The organism is Burkholderia sp. BCC0398 (assembly GCF_902833245.1).
Classification (GTDB): domain Bacteria; phylum Pseudomonadota; class Gammaproteobacteria; order Burkholderiales; family Burkholderiaceae; genus Burkholderia; species Burkholderia sola.
In genome coordinates this window covers 302,802-326,062 of record NZ_CADFEM010000005.1, presented here as the reverse complement: position 1 = coordinate 326,062, position 23,261 = coordinate 302,802, and the positions used below count along the sequence as shown (strand labels likewise).

Here is a 23,261-nt window from a genome sequence, read left to right as displayed (position 1 = left end):
GCTCATGTCTGGTGTTCGTTACGATGTCCTGGCGATCGTCGACGCCGTCACGCTGCTGTCGGCCTATCCCGATGCGAGCCGGGACGCCGACGCGCCGACCGCGATCGACGGCCGGCACATCTACGTGTTGAGCCCCGGCGACACCGGGCAGGTCGGCCGCAACGACAACCGGCTCTTCGCCGGCCTGTTGCCGGGCGACCAGCTTCATCTGCGCGAAACCGCGCTCGCGCTGCGTGCGGAGGCGACCGTGCTGTTCGTCCGGTTCGCGTTGAAGGACGCCGGCATCGTCGCGCCGATCGAAGCGGAAATCCGCGACGCCGCCGTGCCGGTGCCGGACGGCGACGATCTGCTGCATCCGTCGTGCCGGCCGATGAAAGACCATTTCTGGCGCAGCGAGGTGCTGGCCGCGGGCGCCACCTCGTGCACGGCCGATTTCGCGGTGCTCGATCGCGACGGCGCCGTGTCGGGCTATTTCCGCTGGGAAACGACGATCGAGATCGCCGCCAGCCAGCCGGACGCGAAACCGCCCGGCGCCAAGCCGTAACCGGATCGCGACGGCTATTTCAAGCAGCCGCCGACTACCGGTTTCAACGCGGCCGGGGCGGAGGACGACTACGACGACGCTCACGTGCGCCCCGCCGCGTGCGGTACTCAGGTGCGCGGCAGCCCCGGCGGATTGGTCTGCGACCGGTCGATCGCTTCGGCGTCCAGCCGCCAGTGATCGAGCGCCTTCCGGTAGCTGCCGTTCGCGATCAGCGCATTGATCGCGAGCGTCAGCGGATCGGCGAGGCCGCTGCCCTTGCGGGTCGTGATCGCGATATCGGCGGTGCGCGGCCAGCCGCCGCTGACGGTACCGATCAGTTTCGCATCGCCGCGCAGCGACGCCTGGTACGCGAGCATCGAATTCACGCTGAAGATCGTGTCGACGCGGCCCGACTGCAGCGCGACCCAACGCTCGGCCGCATCCGCGTAATACTGGATCTCGATCGGCGCGAGGCCGCGCGCGACGTTCTGCCGGTTCCATTCGAGCAGGATCTTTTCCTGGTTCGTGCCCGAATCGGTCACGACGCGCAGCCCGGCGACGTCCTTCGGCTCGCGGATCGCGGCAAGCTTGCTGTTGGTCTTCACGTAGAAGCCGAGCTGGTCCTTCCGGTAGGTCGAGAAGTCGAACTTCTCCTTGCGCTGCTCGGTCACCGTCACGTTCGAGATCACCGCGTCGACCTTGCCGGACTGCAGCGCGAGCGGCCAGTCGGCCCATGCGAGCGGCACGATTTTCAGCTTGCGGCCGACGCTGTCCGCGATCAGCTGCGCGAGATCGGGATCGAAGCCGACCACCGTGCGCGCGTCGGTCGCATAGGTGCTGAGCGGCGGCAGGTTCGGCGCGATGCCGATCGTCAGCGTGTTCGCTTCGGCAAACCGGAAGCCGGCCGGCAGCGCCTGCTCGACCGCCGGGTTCACGGCGCCGCGCTGCCGGGCCGGCTGCTCGGGGCTCAGGTCGAACGATGCAGCGCGCGCGGTGACGGCGCTTCCGGCGCTCGCGGCGATCAGCGCGACGGCCAGCACGCGGGCGATGCGCCCAACGGGAAAGGCGGTTCTTCTCATTTCTTGTGGATTCCTGTTTTTATTCGAGGATGCTGGGAGCGAGCGCGGGCAGCGGGCTGGCAACGTTCGGCGCCAGTCGCTGCCCCGCCGGGTCGATCACGCAGGCGTCGCTTCGAGTTCGACCGAGGCCGCACGCTGCGTCGCCGGTTGCACGACGGACGACGGACGCCTCGCGTGCGCCGACTCGCCCGCATACACCGCCTTCGGATCGAACACACGCGCTTGCAGCGACGTGAACGCGCGGAAGTTCCACAGGCTGCGCGCGACGAACACGCGCTGCACCCAGCGGAACGCGCGGTCGTTCTCGTCGTACTGCGGGTCGAAGCGGTCGCGCGAATGCAGCGTGAAGTGGTTGTTGATCAGCACCAGCTTGCCCGGCGACACCTGCACGCCGAACGACACCTCGCGCACCGCGCGATACAGGTTGGCGAGCGCTTCCTGCGCGCGCGCGTTGACCGCCAGCACCATGTCCGGATAGAACGCGACCGTCACGCGCGGCGCCTCGAGCGGCCCCGACAGCACGGCTCTCAGGTCGGTGTTGTCGCGCGGCGTAGGCGCGGCGCCGCGCCACCGGTACGGCACGCGAATGATGTAGTGCTCGCCGTAGAGTTGCGCGATATCGTCCGGCGACAGCAGTTGCAGCGCGCGACGCGCATCGGCGAGCCGCGTGTACGGGCCGCCGCCGGCCTCGCTGCGCACGCCGAGCAGCAGCAGCGCGAACGGCGACGTGTCGCCTTCCGGCATGTGCGCCTGCGCGGCGTTCTCGATATGGAAGTCCAGCTCGACCTCCGAGCCGAGGCCCGTGTAGTCGCGCGCGGTCGCCTTGTGCGGCGTCAGGTTGTTCACCAGCTCGCGGCCTTCGTGCGCGATCGAGTACGGCTCGCCGGCCAGCGTGCTCAACGCGACCAGCACGTTCTCGCTCAGCACGCCGGCCTTGAACGAGCGGCCGGTTTCCTCGAACCGCGGGCTGCCCGTCACGCCGTCGTCGATCGGCAGGTTGTCGATCTCGATCGAGCCGTGCGCGTCCGCGGTCAGCGCCTTCGCCCGATCGAATGCGTCGACGATCCGGTCGGGAAACGCGTTGTAGGCCAGCTTGCGGACTGCGCTGATATAGCCCGCGCCGCCGGCCGGGTCGTAATCCAGCGCGCCGAGCGTCTTGCGGATGTGAGCGGATTCCGCCGCGGTCAAAGCAATACGTTCATCTGCGAGATAGGTCATAAGTCTCTCGTATAAAGATCTGGTTCGAAGAGCGGCGTGGCATCGCCGCCGCGCCCCGCCGTCCTCGGTGCGAAGCGCTCGACAAGACTAGGAGACCGTCATTGCATTGCGAAATGATATTAATGCGATTGCAAACAAAAATTATCGATATAAGTTCAGCAATGCGGACGGAACCGGTTCACGTCGTATGCGCCGTCCTTTAACACGAATACTTGTTAAAAAATCGTTGCTTATTATTTGTATTCGCTAACGGGTTGATGCTAGTTTTCTGTCGGATTCGACGATGCGGCCGGCTCCCGACGAGAAGCCGGCTCCGTTCATCTCCCTACGGGAACCCGCCAGATGACTCGATACCGCCTGTTGTGCCCTATGTCCCGCACGCCCCATCTGCCGTGGGAGCCGCGATGAGCGACCATGCCCCGGCACTCGAGCACGTCGACCGCGTCGAGCGCGCGCCGACCGCCGCCGCGACTCCGCCCCGCACGTCGCTACGCGCGATCTTCCCGACCGTCGCGGCCGCGAGCCTCGGCTTCGCGATCGTCCAGCTCGACGTGACCGTCGTCAACGTCGCGATTCCGAGCCTCGGCCACGCATTCGGATCGAGCGTCCACGGGCTGCAGTGGATCGTCGATGCGTACACGCTGTCGTTCGCCGCGCTGCTGCTGACGTCCGGCACGCTGGCCGACCGCTTCGGCAGCCGCCGGCTGTTCGCACACGGTCTCGCGCTGTTCCTGCTCGCGTCGCTCGGCTGCGCGCTCGCGCCGTCGCTGGCCGCGCTGGTCGCCGCACGCGTCGCGCAAGGCGTCGGCGCCGCGATGATCCTGCCCACGTCGCTCGCGCTGATCACGCATGCGTGCGCCGACGATGCCGCCGCGCGCGTCAAAGCCGTCGCGTGGTGGAGCGCGACGGGCGGCGCGATCAGCGCGGCCGGGCCGACACTCGGCGGCCTGCTGATCGATTCGCTCGGCTGGCGCGCGATCTTCTTCATCAACCTGCCGATCTGCGCGCTCGGGCTATGGCTCACGCTGCGTCACGTGCAGGATTCGGCCGCTGCGCGCACGCGGCTGTTCGATCCGGCCGGCCAGATCGTCGCGGTGCTCGTGCTCGGGCTGCTGACCGGCGGGATCATCCGGGCCGGTGCGCACGGCATCGGCGATCCGTATGCGGCCGCCGCGCTGATCGCGTCGGCCGTGCTCGGCGCATGGTTCGTCGCGATCGAGCGACGCGTGGCCGCGCCGATGCTCCAGCTCGCGTTCTTCCGGATCGCCCGCGTGCCGGGCGTGCTCGCGATCGGCGCGGTCACGAATGCGGCGTTCTACGGGCTGATCTTCTCGCTGAGCCTCTATTTCCAGAACGCGCGCGGCTTCACGGCGACCGAATCGGGGCTCGCGCTCGCGCCGCTCACGATCATCATGCTCGCCAACATCACGAGCGCACGGCTCGCGGTCCGCTACGGGTTTCGCGCGACCGTCATCGTCGGCCTCGCCGTATCGCTCGCCGGCTACGTGTGGCTGTGGCAAACGCTCGCCGCGCACACGCCGTACGCGCTGCTGGCGCCGGGGCTCGCGGCGATGGCGATCGGCGGCGGCATCGCGATTCCCGCGCTGACGTCGACGATGCTCGGCAGCGTCGAGGCCGGCCGCTCGGCCACCGCGTCCGCGATTCTCAACACCGCGCGCCAGGTCGGCGCCGCGATCGGCGTCGCCGCGCTCGGCGCGCTGGTTGCCGGCCAGGGCGCGGCAATCGTCGCCGGCGCGGCGCGCGCGTTCGCCATCGCGGCCGCGCTCGTCGCGGTCTGTGTCGTGCTCGCCGTGCGCTGGCCCGGCGACGCCCGCGACGCCGGCACGCGGGCCTGAGCACCTTGCCGCACGACATCCTTCAACCGATCCCCCATCCGAGCGAGGAATCCATGCAGCATCGCTTCATCGATACCGTCCTGATCGTCGACGGCGCGTCGACCGCCGCGTACCTGGCCCCCGCGTTTCGCGCCTACGGCATCCGTTGCGTGCACGTGATCAGCGACCCCGATCTGCCGGCAATCTATCGAAACCAGTTCGTGCCGTCCGACTACATCAGGCAGGTTCAGCATCGCGGCGACATCGACGCGACGCTCGCGCAACTGGGCGACCTGCGGATCGGCGCGGTGCTGCACGGTCTCGACGCGGCGCTCGAGCTGGCCGACACGCTGGCCGAGCGGCTCGACGTGCCGTCACGCAACCCGCTCGCGACCTCCGCCGCGCGACGCGACAAGTTCGCGATGAACGAGCGCATTCGCCAGGCCGGGCTGCGCGCGCCCGCGCATTTCCACAGCACGTCGGTCGACGAAGCGCTCGATTGGGCGCGCGCGCACGGTACCTTGCCGCTCGTCGTGAAGCCGGCGCGCAGCGCGGGCGTGGCCGGCGTGAAGATCTGCCGGACGCTCGCGCAGGTCGAGGCCGCCGCGCGCGACGTGCTCGCCACCCGTTCGCTGTACAACCAGCCGAACGACGACATCGTGATCCAGAGCTACTCCGAAGGGCAGGAATACATCGTCGATTCGGTGTCGTTCGAGGGCCGCCATCGCGTGGTCAGCCTGTGGGAAGTGCATCGCGACCGCACGCACGCGCCGCGGCTCGACAAGATGCTGGTGCTGAACCACGCCGACCCGCGCTACGCGCCGCTGCTCGACTACGCGGCCGACGTGCTCGACGCGCTCGACGTGCGCTTCGGGCCGACTCATCTGGAGCTGTTCGATACGGCCGACGGCCCGACGATCGTCGAGCTGAACGCACGGCTGCACGGCAGCCTCGACCCGCGGCTGACGAGCGCGGTCAGCGGCGAGAATCACGTGTCGGCCACCGTCGAAGCCGTGCTGCATCCGGAGCGGCTGTTCGGCGACGTCGCCACGCCGACGGATTTTCACGGGTACTGCGGGCACGTGCTGCTGCTGTCGTCGCGCAACGGCGTGCTGCGGCAGGATTTCACGTGGCAGGCGATCCAGGCGCTACCGTCGTTCGTCGGGCTCAAGCAGTGGATCAAGGTCGGCGACACGCTGCGCGTGACCACCGACCTGCAGACGGCGCTCGGCACGGTCGGCCTCTACAGCCCGACGTTCGAGCGACTGCTCGAGGACTGCGCGCGCATTCGCGAAATCGAGGCCGATTTCTTCGCGGATGAGTGCGCGGTCGTGCCGGCCTAGGGCTGCGGCGTGCGTGTGTCAGCGCGCGAGCAGCGCACCCGCCTGGCGGCCGAGCACCGCGCGCAACGCGTCGAGTTCGGGCAACGCAGGCGCTTCGTCGGGCGTGACGAGGTAGGTCGTCACGCTGTCGAGATCGTCGAATGCGTGCGTGCGCAGCTCCTTGCGCGCCACGTGTTCGGTCGTGATCCGTTTCGGCAGGATCGCGACGCCCATCCCGGCCGCGACGCAGCCGAGGATCGCGCCGAACGTGCCGAACGACGACACCGATTCGATCGCGACGCCGCGCGCCTTCAACCAGTGCTCCGCGACCGCGCGATACGGACAGCCGTCGTGAAACGCGAGCAAGCGCACCGTGTTGTCGGCCAGCAGCTGCCGGCGCGTGACGGTCGCCGCGCTCACCAGCACCATGTCTTCCGCGAACGCGGGCTCGTAATGCAGCCCGGGCCGGACCACCGCGCGTGCGGTCAGCGCCGCGTCGAGCCGGCCGCGCAGCAGCGCGTCGGCCAGATCCGGCTCGCTGCCGATCTGCACCGCGAGGCCGAGCGCCGGATCGCGCTCCTTCAGCGCGGCGGCCAGCGCCGGCAGCCGCGTGGCGGCCGTGCTTTCCATCGAGCCGAGCCGGAAACTGCGGGCAACCGGCGTTTCGCGCACCACCTGCGTCGCTTCGTCGACGAGGCGCAGGATGCGGTCGCAATACGGCATCAGCCGGCGTCCGGCATCGTTCAGTACCAGCCGCTTGCCGTGCCGGTCGAACAGCAGCGCGTCGAGCGACTCTTCGAGCTGGCGCAGCCGCGCGGTGACGTTCGACTGCGTACAGCCGAGCCGTTCGGCCGCACGCAACGCGCTGCCTTCCTGCACGACGGCCCGGAAAGTTTCGAGCAGAGGGATGTTCATATCAGTTTCTCTTGTTACTGATTCATCTTATATCATTTTACTTCGCTCATCATCGGGATTAGCCTAGCGGGTATTCCCTGCCGGCCGCCTCTCCAAGGAATCCGCATGCCATCCGCTGCCTGCTTCGGCTTCACTCCCGTCCGCCGCCGGCCCGAGGTTCGTCCGTGCGCGCAGTGATCGCCGCGCTGGTGCGGCGCGGCCCGACCGTGCTCGCGTGCGGCGTCGGCCTCGGGTTGCTGGCGCCGCCGCTCGCGGATCTCGCACGGCCGCTGATGCCCGTTACCGTGTTCCTGTTCGTGCTCGGCACGTTGCTGCGCGTCGAGCCGAGCGCCGTGCGCGCGGTCGCACGGCGGCCCGCCGTGTCGCTGCTGCTGCCCGCCGTGACGATGATCGCGTGCCCGGTCGCGCTCGGCATCGCCGCGCGGCTCGCGGGTTTGCCGTACGACTGGGTCGTCGCGCTGGTGATCGCATACTGCGCGCCGCCGTCGAGCGGCACGTCGACGATCGCGCGAATGCTGTCGCTCGACGCCAGTGTCGCGCTCGTCGCGACCCTCGCGTCGATGGTGTTCGTGCCGCTGACCGCGCCGCTGCTGACCGCGTGGTTCAGCCACGACGCGGTGGTGTCGATTTCGCCGTCGAGCCTCGCGCTGCGGCTCGCGCTGCTGATCGGCAGCGCCGAGGGCGTCGCGCTGCTCGTGCGGCGCTTTGCAGGCGCGCGACTCGCGCGCCATGCGACGCCGATCGATGCAACCGTCGTCGTCGCGCTGCTGATATTCGCGCTCGGCACGATGGCCGGCATGCAGCAGTCGATCATCGACGCACCGCACCGCGCGTTGACGGCGATCGCACTCGCATTCGCCGTCAACGCGGGCTTCCAGATCGTCGCGTACGGGCTCACGCCCGGCGACGTCCGCACGCGCCTGAACGTCGCGCTGATCGTCGCGAATCGCAACGTCGGGCTGATGTGGGCCGCGCTCGGGCTCGCCGCGACGCCGACCATGGCGCTCGTGTTCGCGTGCGCGCAGCTGCCGATCTATACGCTGCCGCGCGTCGTCCAGCATCTGCTGCCGCGCCTCGAAGCGCAGCGACTGCGCCGGCGCGCACGCTAGCCGGCATCCCTCTTCCGCCCTCGATCCAGGATTCATCATGAAGCGACTCATCTTGATCGGCGCACGCGCCACCGGCAGCAGCGTCGCACTGGTGCGCGCCGCCATCGCACGCCAGATGGCCGTGACCGTCATCACCGCACCCGGCCATCGTCTCGATGGCGTGTTTCCCGACGGCGTCGAGACGGTCAACCTCGCGCCCGACGCCGGCCAGCTCGTCGACTGGCTGCGCGCCCGCTTTCCGGACGAACTCGACACGCTGCGCGTGACGACCGCGCACGACAGCTATGCGCGCACCGCCGCGTGGGTCGCCGATGCGCTCGGCCTGCCCGGCCCCGATGCGCGGCACGTCGCGCATGCGGTGTCGAAGTCGAACCAGAAGGCGCTGCTCGCCGCGCACGGAATCCCGGCCGCCCAGTTCGTCGCGGGCACGCTCGCCGCGCCGGCGGCGCTCGCGGCCGCCGCGGCGCCGTTGCGCTTTCCGGTCGTCGTCAAGCCGTCGGAAGGCTCCGCGAGCGACGGCGTGCGCCGCTGCGAGGACATCGCGGCCGTGCGCGCGCAGCTCGACGCGCTCGCTACCGCACAGGCCGATGCACCGTCGCTTGCGACCGAACGCATCGTCATCGAGGAATTCCTGGACGGCAGCGAATACTGCGTCGAGTATTTCGACGGCCGCTACGTCGGCGCGCTGCGCAAGCTGAAGCGGCATGGCGCGGGTTTTCTCGAACGCGGGTATACGTCCGAGCTCGATCTCGACGCCGACACGCTGCGTGCGCTGATCGACGTCGGCACGCGCGCGACGGCCGCCGCCGGGCTCACGTGGGGGCCCGTGCATCTCGACTGCATCGTGCACGACCGCGTGCCGCACGTGATCGAACTGAATCCGCGCATCGCGGGCAGCTTCATCTGCGACATCGTGCGCGACGGCTACGGCTTCAACGTGGTCGACGCGTTGCTCGACAAGCTCGATGGGCGCGCGGTAACGATCCCCGAGCTGTTCGAGCCGCACGCGTATGCGCGCGCCGAATTCCTGCTCGACAGCGATCCCCGTGCGTGGCGTTTCGCGCAAGGCGGCGAGATCGACGATGGCGCGGTCAGGATCAGCTATGGGCCGCAGGTGCTGCCCGATCGTGAACGGCGTGCGTTTCTTTATGTGCGGGTAGCGTTGCCGGCGGTGCACGGTTCAGCGCACGACGTGGGTTTGGCGGCTGAGTGCGGTGAATTGAAATCAACTACCGAGTCAGCCTGACTTCGGGGGAGCGCGGTTTGCCTGCGCCGGCCGCGCATTCAATGCAACGGCGACCACGCCTCCGGCAAGCCGATCGTCGACGTCGCCCGTTCGATCTGTTCCGGCCCGCCTGCCGGCGGCCACAGACCCTCCGCGTAGTGCCGCTTTCTCAACGCCATGCGTTCTTCCAGACTCGAGAACCCCCAGATGTGCGTGATGCGCGGCGGTCCGTCGAGTGCGTACATGTTGCAAACGAGATGCGACGTATAGGCTTGGGCCGGACCCACCGCACGTTCCCACGCGGAAATGGTCGGCGCCACACCGCCGGCTTTCAGCCAGTAGCGGCGAATCTCATAGAAGTCGCCCAATACCGCCGGTTCGATATCGGGTAGAAAAGGAAAAAGTGCGTAACTTTCCATGTTCAATCGAACGGACGCGCTTTCAATCCCGAAAGGTTGCTCAGCGCTCAATGCCCGATTGCGTTCATGCTGCAATTCATCCATCGTCTCGAAGCCACGCAGCACGACAACCCGCGATAGCTCGCCAATTTCCGTGCGCCATGCGCCAAGCAGCCGCCCTTGCGCGTCGGCATCCGATACCCAGCGATGCGCACGGCCGGACACCCTATCCTGGTCCAGAAGCGGACACGACAACGTCGTGAGTTCATACAGCATGTCTGCCCTCCTTTCGCTCGCCTGTCGCAATGTATTTCCATTGCACTGTATTTCCAAAGCGGCGGCTGATAAACGCGCCGCACCTTGAAACAGAATCCAGTAGCATTGCACAATGGATCTCTTCAAGGCGATGGCCGTATTCGTCCGCATCGTGGAAACGGGCAGCCTGACGGCCGCCGCGCAAGCGTCCGATCTGTCGCCGACCATGGTCGGGAACTACCTTCAGGCGCTGGAAAGCCGGCTGGGCGCGGTCCTCGTTCACCGCACGACGCGTAAGCAGAAAGTCAGCGCGTTCGGCCAGGCTTACTACGAACGATGCGTCGAAGTCCTCGGTCTGGTCGACGACACGGAACAGCTTGCGCTCGATCACCTCGAGCATCCACGCGGGCGTCTGCGCGTGACGGCGCCTGTCGTGTTCACGAACGAGTGCCTGATTCCCGCGCTCGCGGACTATTACCGGCGCTACCCCGAGATCAGGCTCGATATCGTCGCAACCGACTCGCTCGCCGATCTGTTCGACGAGGGTTTCGAGGCCGCCATTCGCATCGGCGCGCTAGCCAATCCGGATGTGGTGGCGCGTCCGCTAGCGCCCTATCGGCTGGTGATGTGTGCGTCGCCCGCTTACGTTCACGAACATGGCGCGCCGACTACGCCGCATGCGCTGCGCGAGCATCACTGCCTGACGTATGCGTATCCGCCCCGATCGGAATGGCACGCGGCACAATCCCGCTGGATGCTGGAAGGCCCGGACGGGCCGATGAGCATCTGCGTGGACGGCCGACTGAAAATCGACAGCGCGGAAGCGTTGCGCCGCGCGACGTTGAGCGGGCTGGGTATCGCGATGCTGCCTTCGATGCTGATCCACGAGGACATTCGCAAGGCGCGCCTCGTCGAGATCATGCCGGACTTCGCCGCCCCCGTGCGGTCGATGAATCTGCTTTATCCGCAACAGAAGCAGAAATCATCGAAGCTTCGCAGCTTTACGGAATTCGTGGTCGACCGGTTCGGCGCCGAAACGGCCTCCCGGACCTGATGCGGCTACCGCCGCCGGTCGCGAAAAAGCCCTATGCCACCGCGCCCCTCCTTCACGCCTTCGCGAAAGCGAGCAAGCGTTCGCCCAGTCTGGCCGGTTGCTCCTGCTGGATCCAGTGGCCTGCGCCGTCGATCAGTTCGATGCCACGCATGCTCGTCGTCGCCTTCGTTCTCATCAGGTCGAGCGCGCCCGGCGCCGAATAGGTGCCCCAATCGCTCGTGCCGCCAATGAAGAGCGAGGGAACATCGATCGTCTTGCCCGAAAACAGGCGCAACTCGGCGTTCAGATCAGGATCGGACAACACACGATAAGCCTGAAGCGCGCCTTGAAACCCGGTGCGGCCGTACTCCGCCGTGTACACGCCAAGTTCCGCATCGGTCAGCCATGTGCAGGCACGGGTTTCGGCGGCGGACGGCTGGAATGGCGCGACGGTTTCGGGCATCGTCTTGCCGAGATCCATCACGTAGTACGTGGGCATTTGCGCCAACTCCGCGGCCGTGAGCGCCTTGAGCGGATGCGGCTGGTTTCCGGGCCAGTCGGCACTCTTGACATGGAAGAATGCGCGAAGAAACGCGGATAAACCTTGGGGCGGGCGCCACATGTCCCGGTTGGCGTTCCGGGTGCACAGGTATTGCTGGTAATACTGTCTCGGCGGATCGAGCGCGGCAAGCGCCGCCGCCAGTTTCCGACCGTCACTGCTCGGTTGAGCCGACGATGTCTCGCTTCGCGCCGTGTCGAACGGAAGCGCCGGCGGGCCGGGGAACGGTGCGCTCATCAACACCACCGACGGAAAGACGTCAGGTCGCGCCAGCGCACAATACGCCGCCACGGGCGAGCCGAGGTCGTGTCCTACCAGCATTGACGTCTGCCGATACCCCAACGCAGAAACCAATCCGAGCGCGTCGCGCGTCATATTCAACAAGCTGAACGGCGCGAGCGGGGCGTCATAGTCGTTCACCCAGCCGGTGGTGCGCCCAACCCCCCGCTGGTCGGGCGCCACGACGTGGTATCCCGCGTCAGCCAGGATGGGCATCAGATGTCGCCAGCCGTAGGCCAGATCCGGAAAGCCGTGCAAAAGCAACGCGAGCGGCCGGCCGGCGCTTTCATGACCGGCCTCGAGAACATGGACGTCGAGGCCGTTCACCCCGTGGATCATGCGCGAGCGCACCCCTTTGGGAAGCGTTCCTGCGGCGTAGGTCGGCATGGTCGGATCCCCTTCTGCTGTCGGGTTTGCGCGGGCGGGGCGAAGCAAAGCCGCAACCAGGCCGGCCGCGCCCATCGCCAGGACCGTTCGTCTCGGCGCAGATAGCTTGCTCTTGTCGACGGGCATCGCGGCACTCCGGGCTATGGTGATCACCATAGTATGGCGATCGCCATAGCCGGGTCAAGCCAAACGTGATACTTTTCCGGCATGACACGCAAGACTGACGCTCGCGCTCGCGCGATTGCCACGGCCGAACGGCTGTTTCGCATCCAGGGCTACACCGCGACCGGACTGACCCAGATCCTCGAAGAAAGCGGCGCGCCCAAGGGATCGTTCTACTTTCACTTTCCACGCGGCAAGGCCCAACTCGCGGAAGAAGCAATCGATCAGTACGTCACGAATCGCATTGCCGTCTTGCAGAACATCTCGGCCGAAACGACCGGTCATGCGCTGGATTTCGTGCGTCGGCTCTTCAGCACGTTTGCGGCCGAAATGGTCGCCGCCGATTTCCAGTACGGGTGCCTCATGCAAAACCTCGCCAACGAACTGCCCGCGCTCGACGCCGAGCTGACCGAGCGGGTCGCGCGGGGGTTTGCCGATTCGACCGAGGTGATTGCGGCCCATTTCAGGGGGTGCGGTTTTGCTTCCGCTCGCGCATCCTCGGCCGCGGCCGCGTTGGTCGCCGCGCTCGAAGGCGCACGCACGATCGCCCGCCTGGAACGCTCGCCGGCCGTATTCGCCGCGCTGGCAGATGTCAGCGGCCAAGGGTGGGGTGCTACCGAAGAGTGATCCGCCCCGATGTTGTCGTGACGAGCCGTGCCTTCCGCCCATCACGGGGACATTGCCCGTCGCCGTGATGCCGCACCGGTTCGGTATCCGCGAAAGCACGAGATGCAGCGAATTCTCCCGACTGCGTTTGCTTGAACTGCGCAGCGGTACCCAGGCAACGTGAACGCGTGGACAACGGGCATGCAGACGCATTCGAAGAAAGCCGAACAGGTCGACCTGCCGTCGAACTCGAGGCTGAACCGCTCATACGGCGCGGCGGATTTTGCCGACGCATTTTCGGTGGCCTTGCCGGCGACCGCCCGCAACGACGCGGAATCTCTCGCTCGACACATCTTTACCGGGCAGCCCAAGTGGATTGTGATGCTGCTGCGCGTTCGGGACACGGTCGTGTGGCCGCTCGGCCTGAAAGGAACGGCCGAGTTGAAAGCCGCGAACGGCGACCGAATCAGTATTTTTCGCGTGTTCGAACGACATGACGACGAGATCATTCTGGGCGAGGACGACAGGCATCTCGATTTCCGTGTGTCGGTGCTCGTTCAGCCCGCATCTGATGACCTGCCCCGGCGACTGACACTCACCACGCTCGTTTTCTACAATCGTCCGTTGGGCCGGGCTTATCTCGGCGTCATCGCGCCTTTCCATCGCCTCGTCGTGCGATCGTCGCTCGACTCGGCGCAGGCGCTTGGATGGCCCAGCCGATAGCCGCTCTCCCCCCGCTACGCCCGAACGGCGGATCGTCGCCCCGGCCCCGGCCGCGACCGCCCGCCATTCGCCAGCGTCGAAATTTCGCCCTCGCATCCAACCGCACCAGGCGGCGAATGATTGACGAAAGACCCGACAATCAGCTGACAAAAACCTGTCTGCGCAACCACGACACGCGCAAGTCAATGTGGAATTCGCACTTCGATTCATAGCGGCATCCTCATCGTCGTGGTAATTTCTTGCGTCCTCCTCACCGGAGGAAAACAAGGAAATCGAGAGGGCATTCCACATGCTGCTTGCACGAGACCGTCGATCCACTTCAATCGGCCGCATGATACGGGCACACGTCGCCGTGGCAGCAATCGCCGCGCATGCAACAGTCGCGTATTCCGCCGATTCCGCTCCATCCGTCACCGTCCTGTCCGACGACACCGTCTACACCGTGAATCGAGACGGCTCGTCGATCCATGATCAAACACGATCGATCCGTATGGAGACGGAACAGGGCGTCAGATCGTATGGTCAGGTTTCCTATCAATACAGCCGTGAGTTGCAGAAGTTCGACGTGGTCGAGGCCTACACCACCACGCACGACGGCGTGCGGATCGACGTTCCGGCCAGCGCAATCTTCACGCGTCAAAGCGCGTCGAGCGTCCGCGCCCCCAGCTTCGACGACAACCTCGTCAAGACGATCGTCTTTCCCGGCGTCGAGCCCGGTGCCACCGTGACCATGCGCACGCGCGAGACGCAGGTTACGCCGCTGTTCCCCGGGCAGTTCTCCGCCGACGACACGTTTCCGGGCAACAAGCCGATCCAGCGCGCCAGCATTACGATCAACGCGCCCGCCTCGATGGCGCTGCATGCGGATGTCGTCGACATGCAGGGCGGGCTCGTTGCCGCCGATGTCGATGGCCGGCAAACCTGGCGCTGGACGATAAAAGATGCGCCTGCACAGCCACTCGAAGCGCATGCGCCGAGTATCGACGATCGCAGCCCGCGGCTCGCGGTGACGACGTTCCCGGATTACGCGGCGCTCGGGCAGGCATACGCTGCCCGTGCGCAGGCACAGGCAAGCGTGACGCCCGACGTGCAAGCGCTGGCCGATCGCGTCACGAACGGCGTCGCCAACCGGCGCGATCAGGCAGAGGCCCTCTATCAATGGGTCAGCCGAAACATCCGCTATGTTGCCGTGTTCCTCGGTTTCGGCGGCGTCGTGCCGCACACCGCGCAAGACGTCTTGCACACGCGCTATGGCGACTGCAAGGACCATACGACACTGCTGCAGGCGCTGCTGGCAGCAAAAGGCATCTCGAGCAGCACGGTACTCGTGAATGCCGACACTCGCTATTGGCTGCCTTCGGCCGCCAGTCCACTGGCCGTATTCAATCACGCGATTACCTACGTTCCCGAATTCGACGTCTACCTCGACTCGACGGCCGGCACGGCGCGCTTCGGCACCCTTCCTTTCAACGAGGAAGGCAAGCAGGCGTTGCTGACGGGCATCGGCGATGCGCCGTCTCGCTTGGTCGTCCTTCCCGTTGCACACGCCGACGCCGATACGGTGACGGTCACCACGCACACCACGCTCGACCCACTCGGCACCGTTCGCGGCGACAGCAAAGTCGAAAACCGCGGCGAATACGACTGGATCGCCCGCTCGATATTTGCCGCGCTGCCGGCAGGCGCCGAACCAATGTTTGCGCAGGCGTTCCTTACCGCGAACGGATCGGAAGGCACCGGCCGCTACCGTCACGGCGACGTCGGTGATCTCCGCACTGCGTTTTCGTTTTCCGGTGTATTCGAACTACCGGACTACACGCCGCTCCCCGGCCCCGGCGCGATGCGCGTCCCGAGAGGACTGGGCGGCTTCGACACCGTCGCCAGCGCCTTCGACTGGGCAGGCTCGGCCAGACGCAAAACCCCGTTCCTGTTCAAAGCCGGACGCTTCAGCGAAATCACGAAACTGGAGTTGCCGACTTCGATGCAGGTGTTGAGCCTTCCGAAGCCCGTCACGGTGACGTCACCGCTCGGCACTTATACGTCGTCCTATGCACTGGAAGGCAGGACCATCAGGGCGACCCGGACGCTCGAACTGAATTCACCGCGGCCGTATTTACAGCCGGACGAGTACCCCGAATTCCGAAGAATGGCCAGGTCGATCAAGCACGACCTTGCCGCACAGATCGTCTATCGATGATCGACTTGCGGGTGCGTTCAGGCCGGAATTCGACGCACTTCAACCACGAGACTTCCGGCCTCCATCTCGCATGCCCAAGCCGCAGGTCAATGCGAATTGCCGAACAGTCGAATCACGACGCCGCGCAGCCACCGGTTGCCGGCCTCGTGGTGATAGCGCGCGTGCCAATGCTGCCGCACCGCGAAGCCGTCGACCGGAATCGGGCAGGCATGAACCGCGAGATCGTTGGCCTGCGCCAGCGTCTCGCCGATATGACGAGGTAGCGTCGTGATCAGGTCGGTCGTCTGGACGATCGCCCCCAACCCGAGAAACCCCGGCAATTCCAGCACCACGTCCCGCTCGATGCGCGCCTGCCGCAGCGCCTGTTCGAGCAGTTGCGCCCCGGTTCCCGCCGTGATGGCGACATGTCCTTCCGCCCGATACTGCTTGACCCCGAGCCGGCCGCGAATCCGCGGGTGATGCCGATTCACCAGACAAATCCAGTCCTGGTCATACAGCTTCTGCTGGTAAATGCCACCGCCCAGCCACGGCACGTAGCCGATCGCGAGATCGGCTTCGCCGGATTCGAGCGCCCGCTCCGTATTGCCGTCGATCCGCGCGGCTTCGAGCCGGACGCCCGGCGCCTGCGCGCGGACATGGGCCAGCAGCCGCGGCAACAGCGTGACGTGGCTCGCGTCGGTCATGCAGATGCGAAAGCGTCGCTGGGCGGTCGCCGGGTCGAACGCGATCTCCCACGCCGTGAAGCGCCGCAGCGATTCGAGGATTTCCCGGCATGGCCCGATCAGTGCGTCGGCCTGAGGAGTCGGCGCCATGCCGCCGGGCGTGCGGATGAAGAGTGGATCGTGCAAATGTTCCCGCAAGTGCCCGAGCCAGATGCTGACCGTCGGCTGGCTCTGGCCAAGTTGCTCGGCGACGCGCGTGACGCTGCGCACGTCGTACAGGAGATCGAATAGCTGAAGCAGCTTCAGGTCCGGCAGATCGGCGGGCATCGTTTCATTATTGTCCAGGGCAATGACGCCATTGTATCCATTGCATTGTCGACATGAGCGACGGCTCCTATCGTGAGGCCATACGTCAAGGAGACAGCATTGAAAATTGCGATTCTGGGAGCCGGCGCACTGGGCTGTGCGATCGGCGCCACCCTCACCGAAGGCGGTCACGAGACCTGGTTGATCGACCGCTCGCCCGCGCACGTCGATGCGATGCGCCGTGACGGCCTGCGGGTCGACGACGCGCGCGGCACCCGGCAGGTACGCGTGCACGCGACGACACAGGCTGCCGAAGTCGGCACGGCCGACATGGTCGTGGTGCTGGTCAAGTCGTTCCACACCGACGCGGCGATCCGCGGCGCGCTGTCGCTGGTCGGGCCCGATAGCGTCGTGCTGTCACTGCAGAACGGCCTCGGCCACGAGGACATTCTGAGCGACGCCGTCGGCCGCGAGCGCGTGCTCGCGGGCAAGACCTACGTCGGCGGCGTGCTGCGCGGGCCCGGTCATATCGAATCCGGCGTGATCGGCAAATACACGTACATCGGCGAACTCGACGGACGCATCACGCCGCGCGTGCAGGCGATCGCCGCCGCGTTCGATGCCGCCGGCCTCGCGACGACGATCAGCGACAACATCGTCGGCACGATGTGGGACAAGCTGCTGGTGAATGTCGCGACGGGCGCGCTGACGGGCCTGACCGGCCTCACCTACGGGCAGCTCTACGACGAGCCGCTGCTGAAGGCGACGTCGCTCGCGGCGGTCGCCGAGGCAATCGCGGCGGCGCAGGCGGCCGGCGTGAAACTGTCGATGACCGATCCCGAACAGGCATGGACGCTCGCCGCCGAGGGCCTGCCGGCCGCTTTCAAGACGTCGATGCTGCAAAGCCTGGAGAAAGGCTCGATCACCGAGATCGACTTCATCAACGGTTCGGTCGTGCGTGCCGGGCAGCGCCACGGCGTGCCGACGCCGGTCAATGCCACGCTCGTCGCCTGCATCAAGGGATTGGAGCGCGCGATGGCCGATCGCCAACGCGAGGAGGCAGCCGCATGAGCGCCACGAAAGCCTATCTCGAACACGTTGCGATCTGGGTGAAGGACATCCACTGGCACATCCGTTTCTTCGAGGACGTGCTCGGCATGACGCTGCGCGAAGTGGACGGCACGCTCGACGCACCGCGGCAGTACTGGACGCTCGGCGGCCTGCAGTTCATCCACGCGCCGGAACATGACGGCCCGGAAGGCCGGCTCGCCCATCTCGGCGTGATGTGCGAGGACCTGGAGGCCGCGCTGGCCGCGGCGCAGCGATTCGACGTGACCGAGATGCCGCAGGGGCGCAACTGGATTCGCCTGCCCGACGGGCTCGCCGTCGAACTGATTCAGGCGCGGCCGGCTTCCTGCGTTGCGCAGGCGCTGGCGATCAACCCGCGCGCGGAGGCATGACCATGACCATCGTCGAGAAATACTGGGACGACGCCCGCGAAGGCGACACCTGCATGAGCCCGACCTACGTCGTGACCAAGGAGCGCATTCTCGCGTATGCCGACCTCACCGGCGACCACACGCCCGTTCACGTGGACGAGGCATACGCGAACGCCAGCCATTTCGGCTGCCTCGTCGCGCACGGGCTGTTCGGCCTGTCCGTGGCCGACGGCCTGAAGACGCAGAGCGACTATCGCTTCCTGCCGGGCATGTCGCTCGGCTGGACCTGGGATTTCCTGCTGCCGATCAAGGTCGGCGACGTGCTGCACGTGACGTTCCGCGTCGGGTCGATGCGGGCCAGCAAGAGCCGTCCGGACTGGGGCATCGTCGTGCTGCCGTCGGAACTGATCAATCAGGACGGGCAGGTCGTTCAACGCGGCGAACATCGACTGATGGTGCCGCGCCGTCCGGAGGCACTGTGATGCAGGCTCGTCCCCTCGAAGGCATTCGCGTCGTCGACTACAGCCATTTCCTCGCCGGCCCGTATGTCGGGCGCTGTCTCGCGGCGCTCGGCGCCGAAGTCATCAAGGTCGAGCGTCCCGGCGCCGGCGACGCCGGACGCCAGCACGCGACCGTGCTCGACGACCAGCAAAGCGGCTATTTCCTGCAGCTCAACATGGGCAAGCGCGGCGTGAGCGTCAACATGAAGGACCCGCGCGGCAAGGCGTTCATGCAGCGGCTGTGCGACTCCGCCGACGTCTTCATCGAGAACTATCGGCCGGGCGCACTGGACAAGCTCGGGCTCGGCTATGAAGCACTGTCGGCGCGCAATCCGGGCCTCGTCTATTGCTCGATTTCGGCGTACGGTCACACCGGCCCCGATGCGCATCGCGCAGGTTTCGGGCTGATCGCCGAAGCGAAGAGCGGGATCATGCAGATGGTCGGCACGCCGGGCGAGCGCCCGCCGCTGCTGCGCATTTCGCTCGGCGACATGTACACGGGCATTCATGCGGTCGCGGCGATCAACGCCGCGCTGCTGGGGCGCGTGAAGAGCGGTCGCGGGCAGCACGTCGACATGGCGCTGTACGACACGCTGGTATCGATGCACGAATACGCGGTGCAGTGCTACACGCTGAAGGGCGTGCTGCCCGAGCAGACCGGGCACGACATGCCGACGTCGACGCTCTATGGCGTGTTCCGCGCCGCGGACGGCGATCTCGTGATCGCCGCGCAGGTGGACGACGCGTGGAAGCGCTTCGCCGCGCTGATCGCGGCACACGGTGGCCCGGCGGGTTTCGGCGCCGACACGCGGTTTCACGACAGCACCGGACGCAACGCGCACCGTACGGAGATTCTGTCGGTGGTCGAGCCGTGGGTGGCCGCGCGTTCCGTCGCGTCGGTACTGGACCTGCTGGACGGCATCGACGTTCCGTGCGCGAAGGTGCAGCGCATCGACGAAGTGTTGAACGATCCGCAGATCCAGGCCAGAGGCATGGTCGTCGAGCAGCAGCATCCGCGCTACGGCACGCTGCGCCTGCCCAACCTGCCGTTCCGGTTCTCCGATTGCGATACGACGATTCGCGACGTCGCGCCCGATCTCGGGCAGCACAACGCGGAAGTCGCCCGTTCTCTCGGGTTCGATTCGGCCGAAATCGATGCGATGCAGGCCGACGGTGTCCTCTACTCGAAAGCGAGCCAACGATGACTGATCAATACGCGGTGATCGGCAATCCGATCGGACATACGAAATCCCCGCTGATTCACGGCCTCTTCGCGCAAGAGACGAAGCAGGACCTCCGCTATACGGCGATCGAGGGCCCGCTCGAGCCGGCAGGCGCTTTCGCTGCCGCGGTGCGTGCGTTTTTCGATGGCGGCGGCAAGGGCATCAACGTCACCGCGCCGTTCAAGCTCGACGCGTTCGCGATGTCGGATGAACGCAGCGAGCGTGCGCAACTCGCGGGCGCGGCCAACGCACTCAAGTTCGACGGCGGCCGCATCCTGGCGGACAACTTCGACGGCATCGGGCTGGTTCGCGACATCGAGGCGAACCTCCATCTGCCGATGGCCGGCAAGCGTGTGCTGGTGCTCGGTGCGGGCGGCGCGGCACGCGGCGCGCTGTTGCCGTTCCTCGAAGCCGGCCCGGCGGAACTCGTGATCGCGAATCGCGACGTCGACAAGGCGCGCGCACTGGCCGCGCAGGTCGCCGGGCGCGGCCCGCTCGTGGCCGGCAGCTACGCGGACCTCGCGCGGATGGGACGTTTCGACCTGGTCGTCAACGCGACGTCGGCCAGTTTGACCGGCGACCTGCCGCCTGTCCCGCCGAGCGTGTTCAGTCCGAAGGGAACTGCTTACGAGCTCGCCTATGGCAAGCGACTCACGCCGTTTCTCCGGCTCGCGAAAAATGCCGGCGTGCACGGGATCGCGGATGGCGTCGGCATGCTGGTCGAGCAGGCGGCCGAGGCGTTCGCATGGTGGCGCGGTGTGCGCCCCGCGACCAGTTCGGTGATCGATCGGCTGGCCGTGCCGTTCGACTGAACACGCGATGGGGATCGGCATGCAGGCGATCCCGATGCGCGATGCCATCGATCGCGACAGAGGCGGCAGGCGCGATCGGGTAGACTCGGCGCGTCCATACGAACGCGCCGCGCCGAGCAACGCTGCCTTGCCGCGGCCCTCCTCCCACGCCCGAGACCGTGCCGAACACCGTCATGCCGGACACCACGCGCCCCGCTCGCCTGAACTTCGCGCTCATGTTGCCGCTGCTGCTGGCGGCCCAGCCGGTGGCGACCGACAGTTACCTGCCGGCACTGCCCGAAATCGCCGCGACGCTGGGCTCCGCCAGCGTCAGCCTCACGGTTTTCGCACTGATATTCGGTATCGGACAGTTGCCGATGGGCAGTCTTTCCGACCGATTCGGCCGTCGTCCCGTCTTGCTGACCGGCCTTGCGCTCTATGCGCTGAGTGCATTGGCGGCGGCGATCGCGTCGACCGCCGCGATGCTGGTGGCCGCGCGTGCGATGCAGGGCTTTGCCATGGCCGCGATCCTGGTATGCGCCCGTGCGACGGTGCGCGACCGGTATTCGGCGGGCGACGGCCCGTACGTGATGGCGCGCGGTTTCATGGGAATGGGAATGATGGCGTTCCTCGCCCCGCTTGTCGGTGCGTATGTCACGCAGCACGCCGGCTGGCGATGGGTACTCGCCGGGATGAGCCTGTATGCGTTCGGCTTGCTCGTCATGTGCTGGTACGGCTTCGAGGAAAGCGCCGCCAGAATCGCGCCGCGTAGGAACTCGACCGGGGACGTGCGCGAGATATTCGGCAATGCCCCGTTCAGGGTATGGACGCTGCTGGCCGCGTCGACGTACACCGGCATGTTCTGTTTTCTGCTGCTTTCTCCGACGATCTACATCCGGCAGTTCGGCATCTCGCCGCAGCGATACGGCTGGATCCCCGCGAGCGGGACGCTCGTCTATGTGCTGAGTACCTTTGGCTGCCGGCAGTTGCTGCGACGTCAAAGCATGCTGCGAACGGTACGCCAAGGGGCGACGTTGAGCCTCTCCGGTGCGGTGATCCAGGCATTGGGGTGCGCGCTGCTTCCCGGCAGCATCTGGCCGCTGCTCGTCGGGCATGGCGTGTATTGCCTCGGCCACGGGATCCATCAGCCGTGCGGGCAGGCAGGCGCGGTCAGCGGGCTGCCACATCTTGCCGGCCGCGCGGTCTCGTGGTCCGGCTTCATCATGATGTTCTTCGCTTTCAGCGTGGGGCAGACGGCGGCGGCTTTCACCGATCCGCGCTATCCGTCCGGCGCGTGGCCGATGGTGGTGCCGATGCTTGGCGTGGGCGTCACGCTGGTTACGATTGCGTTTGCGTGGTTGCCGAGAATGGGTGGCGCGAATTTGGGGGTGGCAGTCGTTCCCGCGCGGGCGGGGAATGGTCGGTGAGTTGCGGCGGGAAATCGGTGGGAGAAGGCGGTATGGGTTTTCAGCGCGTCGTCAGCTGTCGACCCATTGCGATCGGTCGTAAGATCACGGTCCCTTCGTCGCTTCTTGAAGTACTTCGGTCATCCGACGGCCGGTCTTTTGGTCGGGCATCGGCCAACACGGTCGACACCTCCGCAGAACCTTATCGGGCGTACGCCGACTTCCGAGTCATTGGATTTGAGGAAGCCGCGTCAGAGAGCGATCGCGCCGGAAGCTGCTTGTATTGCCAGCAATCTCGTCTTCGCTGCGCCCCTCATTGATGGCAATGCTTTCCCCAAAGACAAAATGAGGAACCGAACGCACACCGGCATTGGCCGACTTGAACGCTTCCGCTTCGACGCGATGGTGCCGTTCAGGATCAAGAGCGATGGCACGCGCCTGATCGCGGTTAAAACCGTAGTCGGCGGCAATGTCAGCCAGCGTCACGCAGCCTTCGCCAACAAGGCTTTGATAGCCGTTTCGGTGTGGGCGATTGCGGCCTTCGCCGCATCGGGGCCGAAAACCGTGCCTTCGACACGCACCACTTCAACGTCGGTCAGGCCGATGAAACCGAGCAGATGCAGCAAATAGCTGGTCTGGAAGTCGAACGGCGCCCAGGCACCTTCCGAGAACACGCCACCGGCAGCGGCAAGGAGATAGACTTTCTTGCCAGTCAGCAGTCCCTTCGGCCCAGTATCGCCGTAACTGAAGGTGACGCCCGGCCAGGTGACGTGATCGAACCACGCCTTTAGCTGCGAGGACAGACTGAAGTTGATCATGCCCGAACCGAGCACGATCACATCGGCGACCTTCAACTCATCGACCAACTCTTGCGCGACCTTCACCGCCTCGACCTGTTCCGGCGTGCGATCTTCGGGCGACGTGATCCGGCCCTGGATGTAGGCCGGTGCGATATGGGGCGGAGGATTCGCGGCAAGGTCACGCACGGTCAGCGGGCCGCCCGCGCGCGCCTGGATGCCCTCTGCGATTTCGGTGGCAAATCGGGTGGAAAGGCTGTCAGCCCCGCGCGGGCTGGACGTGACAAGTAGGGTGTGGCTCACGGCGGCTCC

At 66.4% G+C, this 23,261-nt stretch carries 23 protein-coding genes; 15 read left to right on the top strand and 8 right to left on the bottom strand.

All coding sequences use genetic code 11. The features are described from left to right. Window positions 1-4 precede the first annotated feature (4 nt). Complete coding sequence (locus HWX76_RS13355) at window positions 5-544, top strand: AidA/PixA family protein (protein ID WP_124555463.1); 540 nt, start codon at window positions 5-7, stop codon at window positions 542-544. A 107-nt stretch (window positions 545-651) separates the two neighbouring features. On the opposite strand, the gene HWX76_RS13350 is transcribed toward HWX76_RS13355, so the two are convergent. Next, complete coding sequence (locus tag HWX76_RS13350) at window positions 652-1,602, bottom strand: ABC transporter substrate-binding protein (RefSeq protein ID WP_050015356.1); 951 nt, start codon at window positions 1,600-1,602, stop codon at window positions 652-654. Between the two features lie 96 nt (window positions 1,603-1,698). Beyond that, the gene (locus HWX76_RS13345) at window positions 1,699-2,820 is read right to left on the bottom strand and encodes a TauD/TfdA family dioxygenase (protein ID WP_176015910.1); all 1,122 of its coding nucleotides are present in this window, start codon (window positions 2,818-2,820) and stop codon (window positions 1,699-1,701) included. A gap of 404 nt (window positions 2,821-3,224) precedes the next feature. Between HWX76_RS13345 and HWX76_RS13340 the strand changes: the two genes are divergently transcribed. Together HWX76_RS13340 and HWX76_RS13335 are read left to right on the top strand one after the other, a co-directional pair. Continuing rightward, on the top strand, window positions 3,225-4,676 hold the full coding sequence (locus HWX76_RS13340) for an MFS transporter (protein WP_089490051.1): 1,452 nt from the start codon (window positions 3,225-3,227) through the stop codon (window positions 4,674-4,676). A 53-nt stretch (window positions 4,677-4,729) separates the two neighbouring features. After that, window positions 4,730-5,998, top strand: a complete 1,269-nt coding sequence (locus HWX76_RS13335; protein WP_050015362.1) for an ATP-grasp domain-containing protein — start codon at window positions 4,730-4,732, stop codon at window positions 5,996-5,998. 18 nt (window positions 5,999-6,016) lie between these two features. Here HWX76_RS13335 and HWX76_RS13330 read toward each other — a convergent pair whose 3' ends face one another. Beyond that, the gene (locus HWX76_RS13330; protein WP_176015909.1) at window positions 6,017-6,892 is read right to left on the bottom strand and encodes a LysR substrate-binding domain-containing protein; all 876 of its coding nucleotides are present in this window, start codon (window positions 6,890-6,892) and stop codon (window positions 6,017-6,019) included. Window positions 6,893-7,056: 164 nt separating this feature from the next. On the opposite strand from HWX76_RS13330, the gene HWX76_RS13325 reads away from it, so the two are divergent. Then, window positions 7,057-8,001, top strand: a complete 945-nt coding sequence (locus HWX76_RS13325; RefSeq protein ID WP_124637515.1) for a hypothetical protein — start codon at window positions 7,057-7,059, stop codon at window positions 7,999-8,001. A 37-nt stretch (window positions 8,002-8,038) separates the two neighbouring features. Beyond that, complete coding sequence (locus tag HWX76_RS13320) at window positions 8,039-9,247, top strand: ATP-grasp domain-containing protein (RefSeq protein ID WP_176015908.1); 1,209 nt, start codon at window positions 8,039-8,041, stop codon at window positions 9,245-9,247. Window positions 9,248-9,285: 38 nt separating this feature from the next. Here the strand turns inward: HWX76_RS13320 and HWX76_RS13315 are convergent, their stop codons facing one another. Further along, window positions 9,286-9,900 (bottom strand): NIPSNAP family protein, encoded by a 615-nt coding sequence (locus HWX76_RS13315; RefSeq protein ID WP_124637513.1) that lies wholly within the window; start codon window positions 9,898-9,900, stop codon window positions 9,286-9,288. Window positions 9,901-10,012: 112 nt separating this feature from the next. Here HWX76_RS13315 and HWX76_RS13310 point away from each other — a divergent pair, with 112 nt between their 5' ends. After that, entirely contained in the window at window positions 10,013-10,933 is a 921-nt protein-coding gene (locus HWX76_RS13310; RefSeq protein ID WP_176015907.1) for a LysR family transcriptional regulator, read from the top strand. A 52-nt stretch (window positions 10,934-10,985) separates the two neighbouring features. Here HWX76_RS13310 and HWX76_RS13305 read toward each other — a convergent pair whose 3' ends face one another. Beyond that, entirely contained in the window at window positions 10,986-12,089 is a 1,104-nt protein-coding gene (locus HWX76_RS13305; RefSeq protein ID WP_176015982.1) for an alpha/beta hydrolase, read from the bottom strand. A 255-nt stretch (window positions 12,090-12,344) separates the two neighbouring features. Here HWX76_RS13305 and HWX76_RS13300 point away from each other — a divergent pair, with 255 nt between their 5' ends. The 3 genes from HWX76_RS13300 to HWX76_RS13290 all read left to right on the top strand — a co-directional run bounded on the left by HWX76_RS13300 (window position 12,345) and on the right by HWX76_RS13290 (window position 15,825). Then, on the top strand, window positions 12,345-12,926 hold the full coding sequence (locus HWX76_RS13300) for a TetR/AcrR family transcriptional regulator (RefSeq protein WP_176015906.1): 582 nt from the start codon (window positions 12,345-12,347) through the stop codon (window positions 12,924-12,926). Between the two features lie 180 nt (window positions 12,927-13,106). After that, on the top strand, window positions 13,107-13,628 hold the full coding sequence (locus HWX76_RS13295) for a DUF2867 domain-containing protein (RefSeq protein WP_176015905.1): 522 nt from the start codon (window positions 13,107-13,109) through the stop codon (window positions 13,626-13,628). A gap of 289 nt (window positions 13,629-13,917) precedes the next feature. Next, window positions 13,918-15,825, top strand: coding sequence for a DUF3857 domain-containing protein (locus HWX76_RS13290; RefSeq protein ID WP_176015904.1), 1,908 nt, complete (start codon window positions 13,918-13,920; stop codon window positions 15,823-15,825). A gap of 86 nt (window positions 15,826-15,911) precedes the next feature. Here HWX76_RS13290 and HWX76_RS13285 read toward each other — a convergent pair whose 3' ends face one another. After that, a complete protein-coding gene (locus HWX76_RS13285; protein WP_176015981.1) occupies window positions 15,912-16,832 on the bottom strand; it encodes a LysR family transcriptional regulator in 921 nt (306 codons plus the stop codon). 81 nt (window positions 16,833-16,913) lie between these two features. On the opposite strand from HWX76_RS13285, the gene HWX76_RS13280 reads away from it, so the two are divergent. The 6 genes from HWX76_RS13280 to HWX76_RS13255 all read left to right on the top strand — a co-directional run bounded on the left by HWX76_RS13280 (window position 16,914) and on the right by HWX76_RS13255 (window position 22,173). Continuing rightward, on the top strand, window positions 16,914-17,864 hold the full coding sequence (locus tag HWX76_RS13280) for a 2-dehydropantoate 2-reductase (RefSeq protein ID WP_050015377.1): 951 nt from the start codon (window positions 16,914-16,916) through the stop codon (window positions 17,862-17,864). Continuing rightward, window positions 17,861-18,253: a VOC family protein gene (locus tag HWX76_RS13275; RefSeq protein ID WP_050015379.1), complete on the top strand. Its 393-nt coding sequence runs from the start codon at window positions 17,861-17,863 to the stop codon at window positions 18,251-18,253. The genes HWX76_RS13280 and HWX76_RS13275 overlap by 4 nt, the downstream gene beginning before the upstream one ends. A 2-nt stretch (window positions 18,254-18,255) precedes the next feature. Further along, window positions 18,256-18,714 (top strand): MaoC family dehydratase, encoded by a 459-nt coding sequence (locus tag HWX76_RS13270; protein ID WP_124592795.1) that lies wholly within the window; start codon window positions 18,256-18,258, stop codon window positions 18,712-18,714. Next, entirely contained in the window at window positions 18,714-19,937 is a 1,224-nt protein-coding gene (locus HWX76_RS13265) for a CoA transferase (protein ID WP_050015382.1), read from the top strand. The genes HWX76_RS13270 and HWX76_RS13265 overlap by 1 nt, the downstream gene beginning before the upstream one ends. After that, window positions 19,934-20,767, top strand: coding sequence for a shikimate dehydrogenase (gene aroE, locus HWX76_RS13260; RefSeq protein ID WP_050015384.1), 834 nt, complete (start codon window positions 19,934-19,936; stop codon window positions 20,765-20,767). The genes HWX76_RS13265 and aroE overlap by 4 nt, the downstream gene beginning before the upstream one ends. A 173-nt stretch (window positions 20,768-20,940) precedes the next feature. Beyond that, window positions 20,941-22,173, top strand: a complete 1,233-nt coding sequence (locus tag HWX76_RS13255; RefSeq protein WP_050015386.1) for an MFS transporter — start codon at window positions 20,941-20,943, stop codon at window positions 22,171-22,173. Window positions 22,174-22,380: 207 nt separating this feature from the next. On the opposite strand, the gene HWX76_RS13250 is transcribed toward HWX76_RS13255, so the two are convergent. Further along, entirely contained in the window at window positions 22,381-22,638 is a 258-nt protein-coding gene (locus HWX76_RS13250; RefSeq protein ID WP_204384786.1) for a hypothetical protein, read from the bottom strand. Continuing rightward, window positions 22,635-23,252 carry an NAD(P)H-dependent oxidoreductase gene (locus HWX76_RS13245; protein WP_176015903.1) on the bottom strand — a complete coding sequence of 206 codons (618 nt, stop codon included), beginning with the start codon at window positions 23,250-23,252 and terminating at the stop codon, window positions 22,635-22,637. Before HWX76_RS13245 ends, HWX76_RS13250 begins: the two co-directional genes overlap by 4 nt. Window positions 23,253-23,261: the final 9 nt, after the last annotated feature.

What these genes read in the sequence shown, in the direction of transcription:
- HWX76_RS13340 (WP_089490051.1), top strand. Translation starts at nt 3,225, where the DNA reads ATGAGCGACCATGCCCCGGCACTCGAGCACGTCGACCGCGTCGAGCGC.
- HWX76_RS13275 (WP_050015379.1), top strand. Translation starts at nt 17,861, where the DNA reads ATGAGCGCCACGAAAGCCTATCTCGAACACGTTGCGATCTGGGTGAAG.
- HWX76_RS13290 (WP_176015904.1), top strand. Translation starts at nt 13,918, where the DNA reads ATGCTGCTTGCACGAGACCGTCGATCCACTTCAATCGGCCGCATGATA.
- HWX76_RS13300 (WP_176015906.1), top strand. Translation starts at nt 12,345, where the DNA reads ATGACACGCAAGACTGACGCTCGCGCTCGCGCGATTGCCACGGCCGAA.
- HWX76_RS13355 (WP_124555463.1), top strand. Translation starts at nt 5, where the DNA reads ATGTCTGGTGTTCGTTACGATGTCCTGGCGATCGTCGACGCCGTCACG.
- aroE (WP_050015384.1), top strand. Translation starts at nt 19,934, where the DNA reads ATGACTGATCAATACGCGGTGATCGGCAATCCGATCGGACATACGAAA.
- HWX76_RS13310 (WP_176015907.1), top strand. Translation starts at nt 10,013, where the DNA reads ATGGATCTCTTCAAGGCGATGGCCGTATTCGTCCGCATCGTGGAAACG.
- HWX76_RS13330 (WP_176015909.1), bottom strand. Translation starts at nt 6,892, where the DNA reads ATGAACATCCCTCTGCTCGAAACTTTCCGGGCCGTCGTGCAGGAAGGC.
- HWX76_RS13350 (WP_050015356.1), bottom strand. Translation starts at nt 1,602, where the DNA reads ATGAGAAGAACCGCCTTTCCCGTTGGGCGCATCGCCCGCGTGCTGGCC.
- HWX76_RS13335 (WP_050015362.1), top strand. Translation starts at nt 4,730, where the DNA reads ATGCAGCATCGCTTCATCGATACCGTCCTGATCGTCGACGGCGCGTCG.
- HWX76_RS13270 (WP_124592795.1), top strand. Translation starts at nt 18,256, where the DNA reads ATGACCATCGTCGAGAAATACTGGGACGACGCCCGCGAAGGCGACACC.
- HWX76_RS13295 (WP_176015905.1), top strand. Translation starts at nt 13,107, where the DNA reads ATGCAGACGCATTCGAAGAAAGCCGAACAGGTCGACCTGCCGTCGAAC.
- HWX76_RS13255 (WP_050015386.1), top strand. Translation starts at nt 20,941, where the DNA reads ATGCCGGACACCACGCGCCCCGCTCGCCTGAACTTCGCGCTCATGTTG.
- HWX76_RS13345 (WP_176015910.1), bottom strand. Translation starts at nt 2,820, where the DNA reads ATGACCTATCTCGCAGATGAACGTATTGCTTTGACCGCGGCGGAATCC.
- HWX76_RS13265 (WP_050015382.1), top strand. Translation starts at nt 18,714, where the DNA reads ATGCAGGCTCGTCCCCTCGAAGGCATTCGCGTCGTCGACTACAGCCAT.
- HWX76_RS13315 (WP_124637513.1), bottom strand. Translation starts at nt 9,900, where the DNA reads ATGCTGTATGAACTCACGACGTTGTCGTGTCCGCTTCTGGACCAGGAT.
- HWX76_RS13305 (WP_176015982.1), bottom strand. Translation starts at nt 12,089, where the DNA reads ATGATCCACGGGGTGAACGGCCTCGACGTCCATGTTCTCGAGGCCGGT.
- HWX76_RS13320 (WP_176015908.1), top strand. Translation starts at nt 8,039, where the DNA reads ATGAAGCGACTCATCTTGATCGGCGCACGCGCCACCGGCAGCAGCGTC.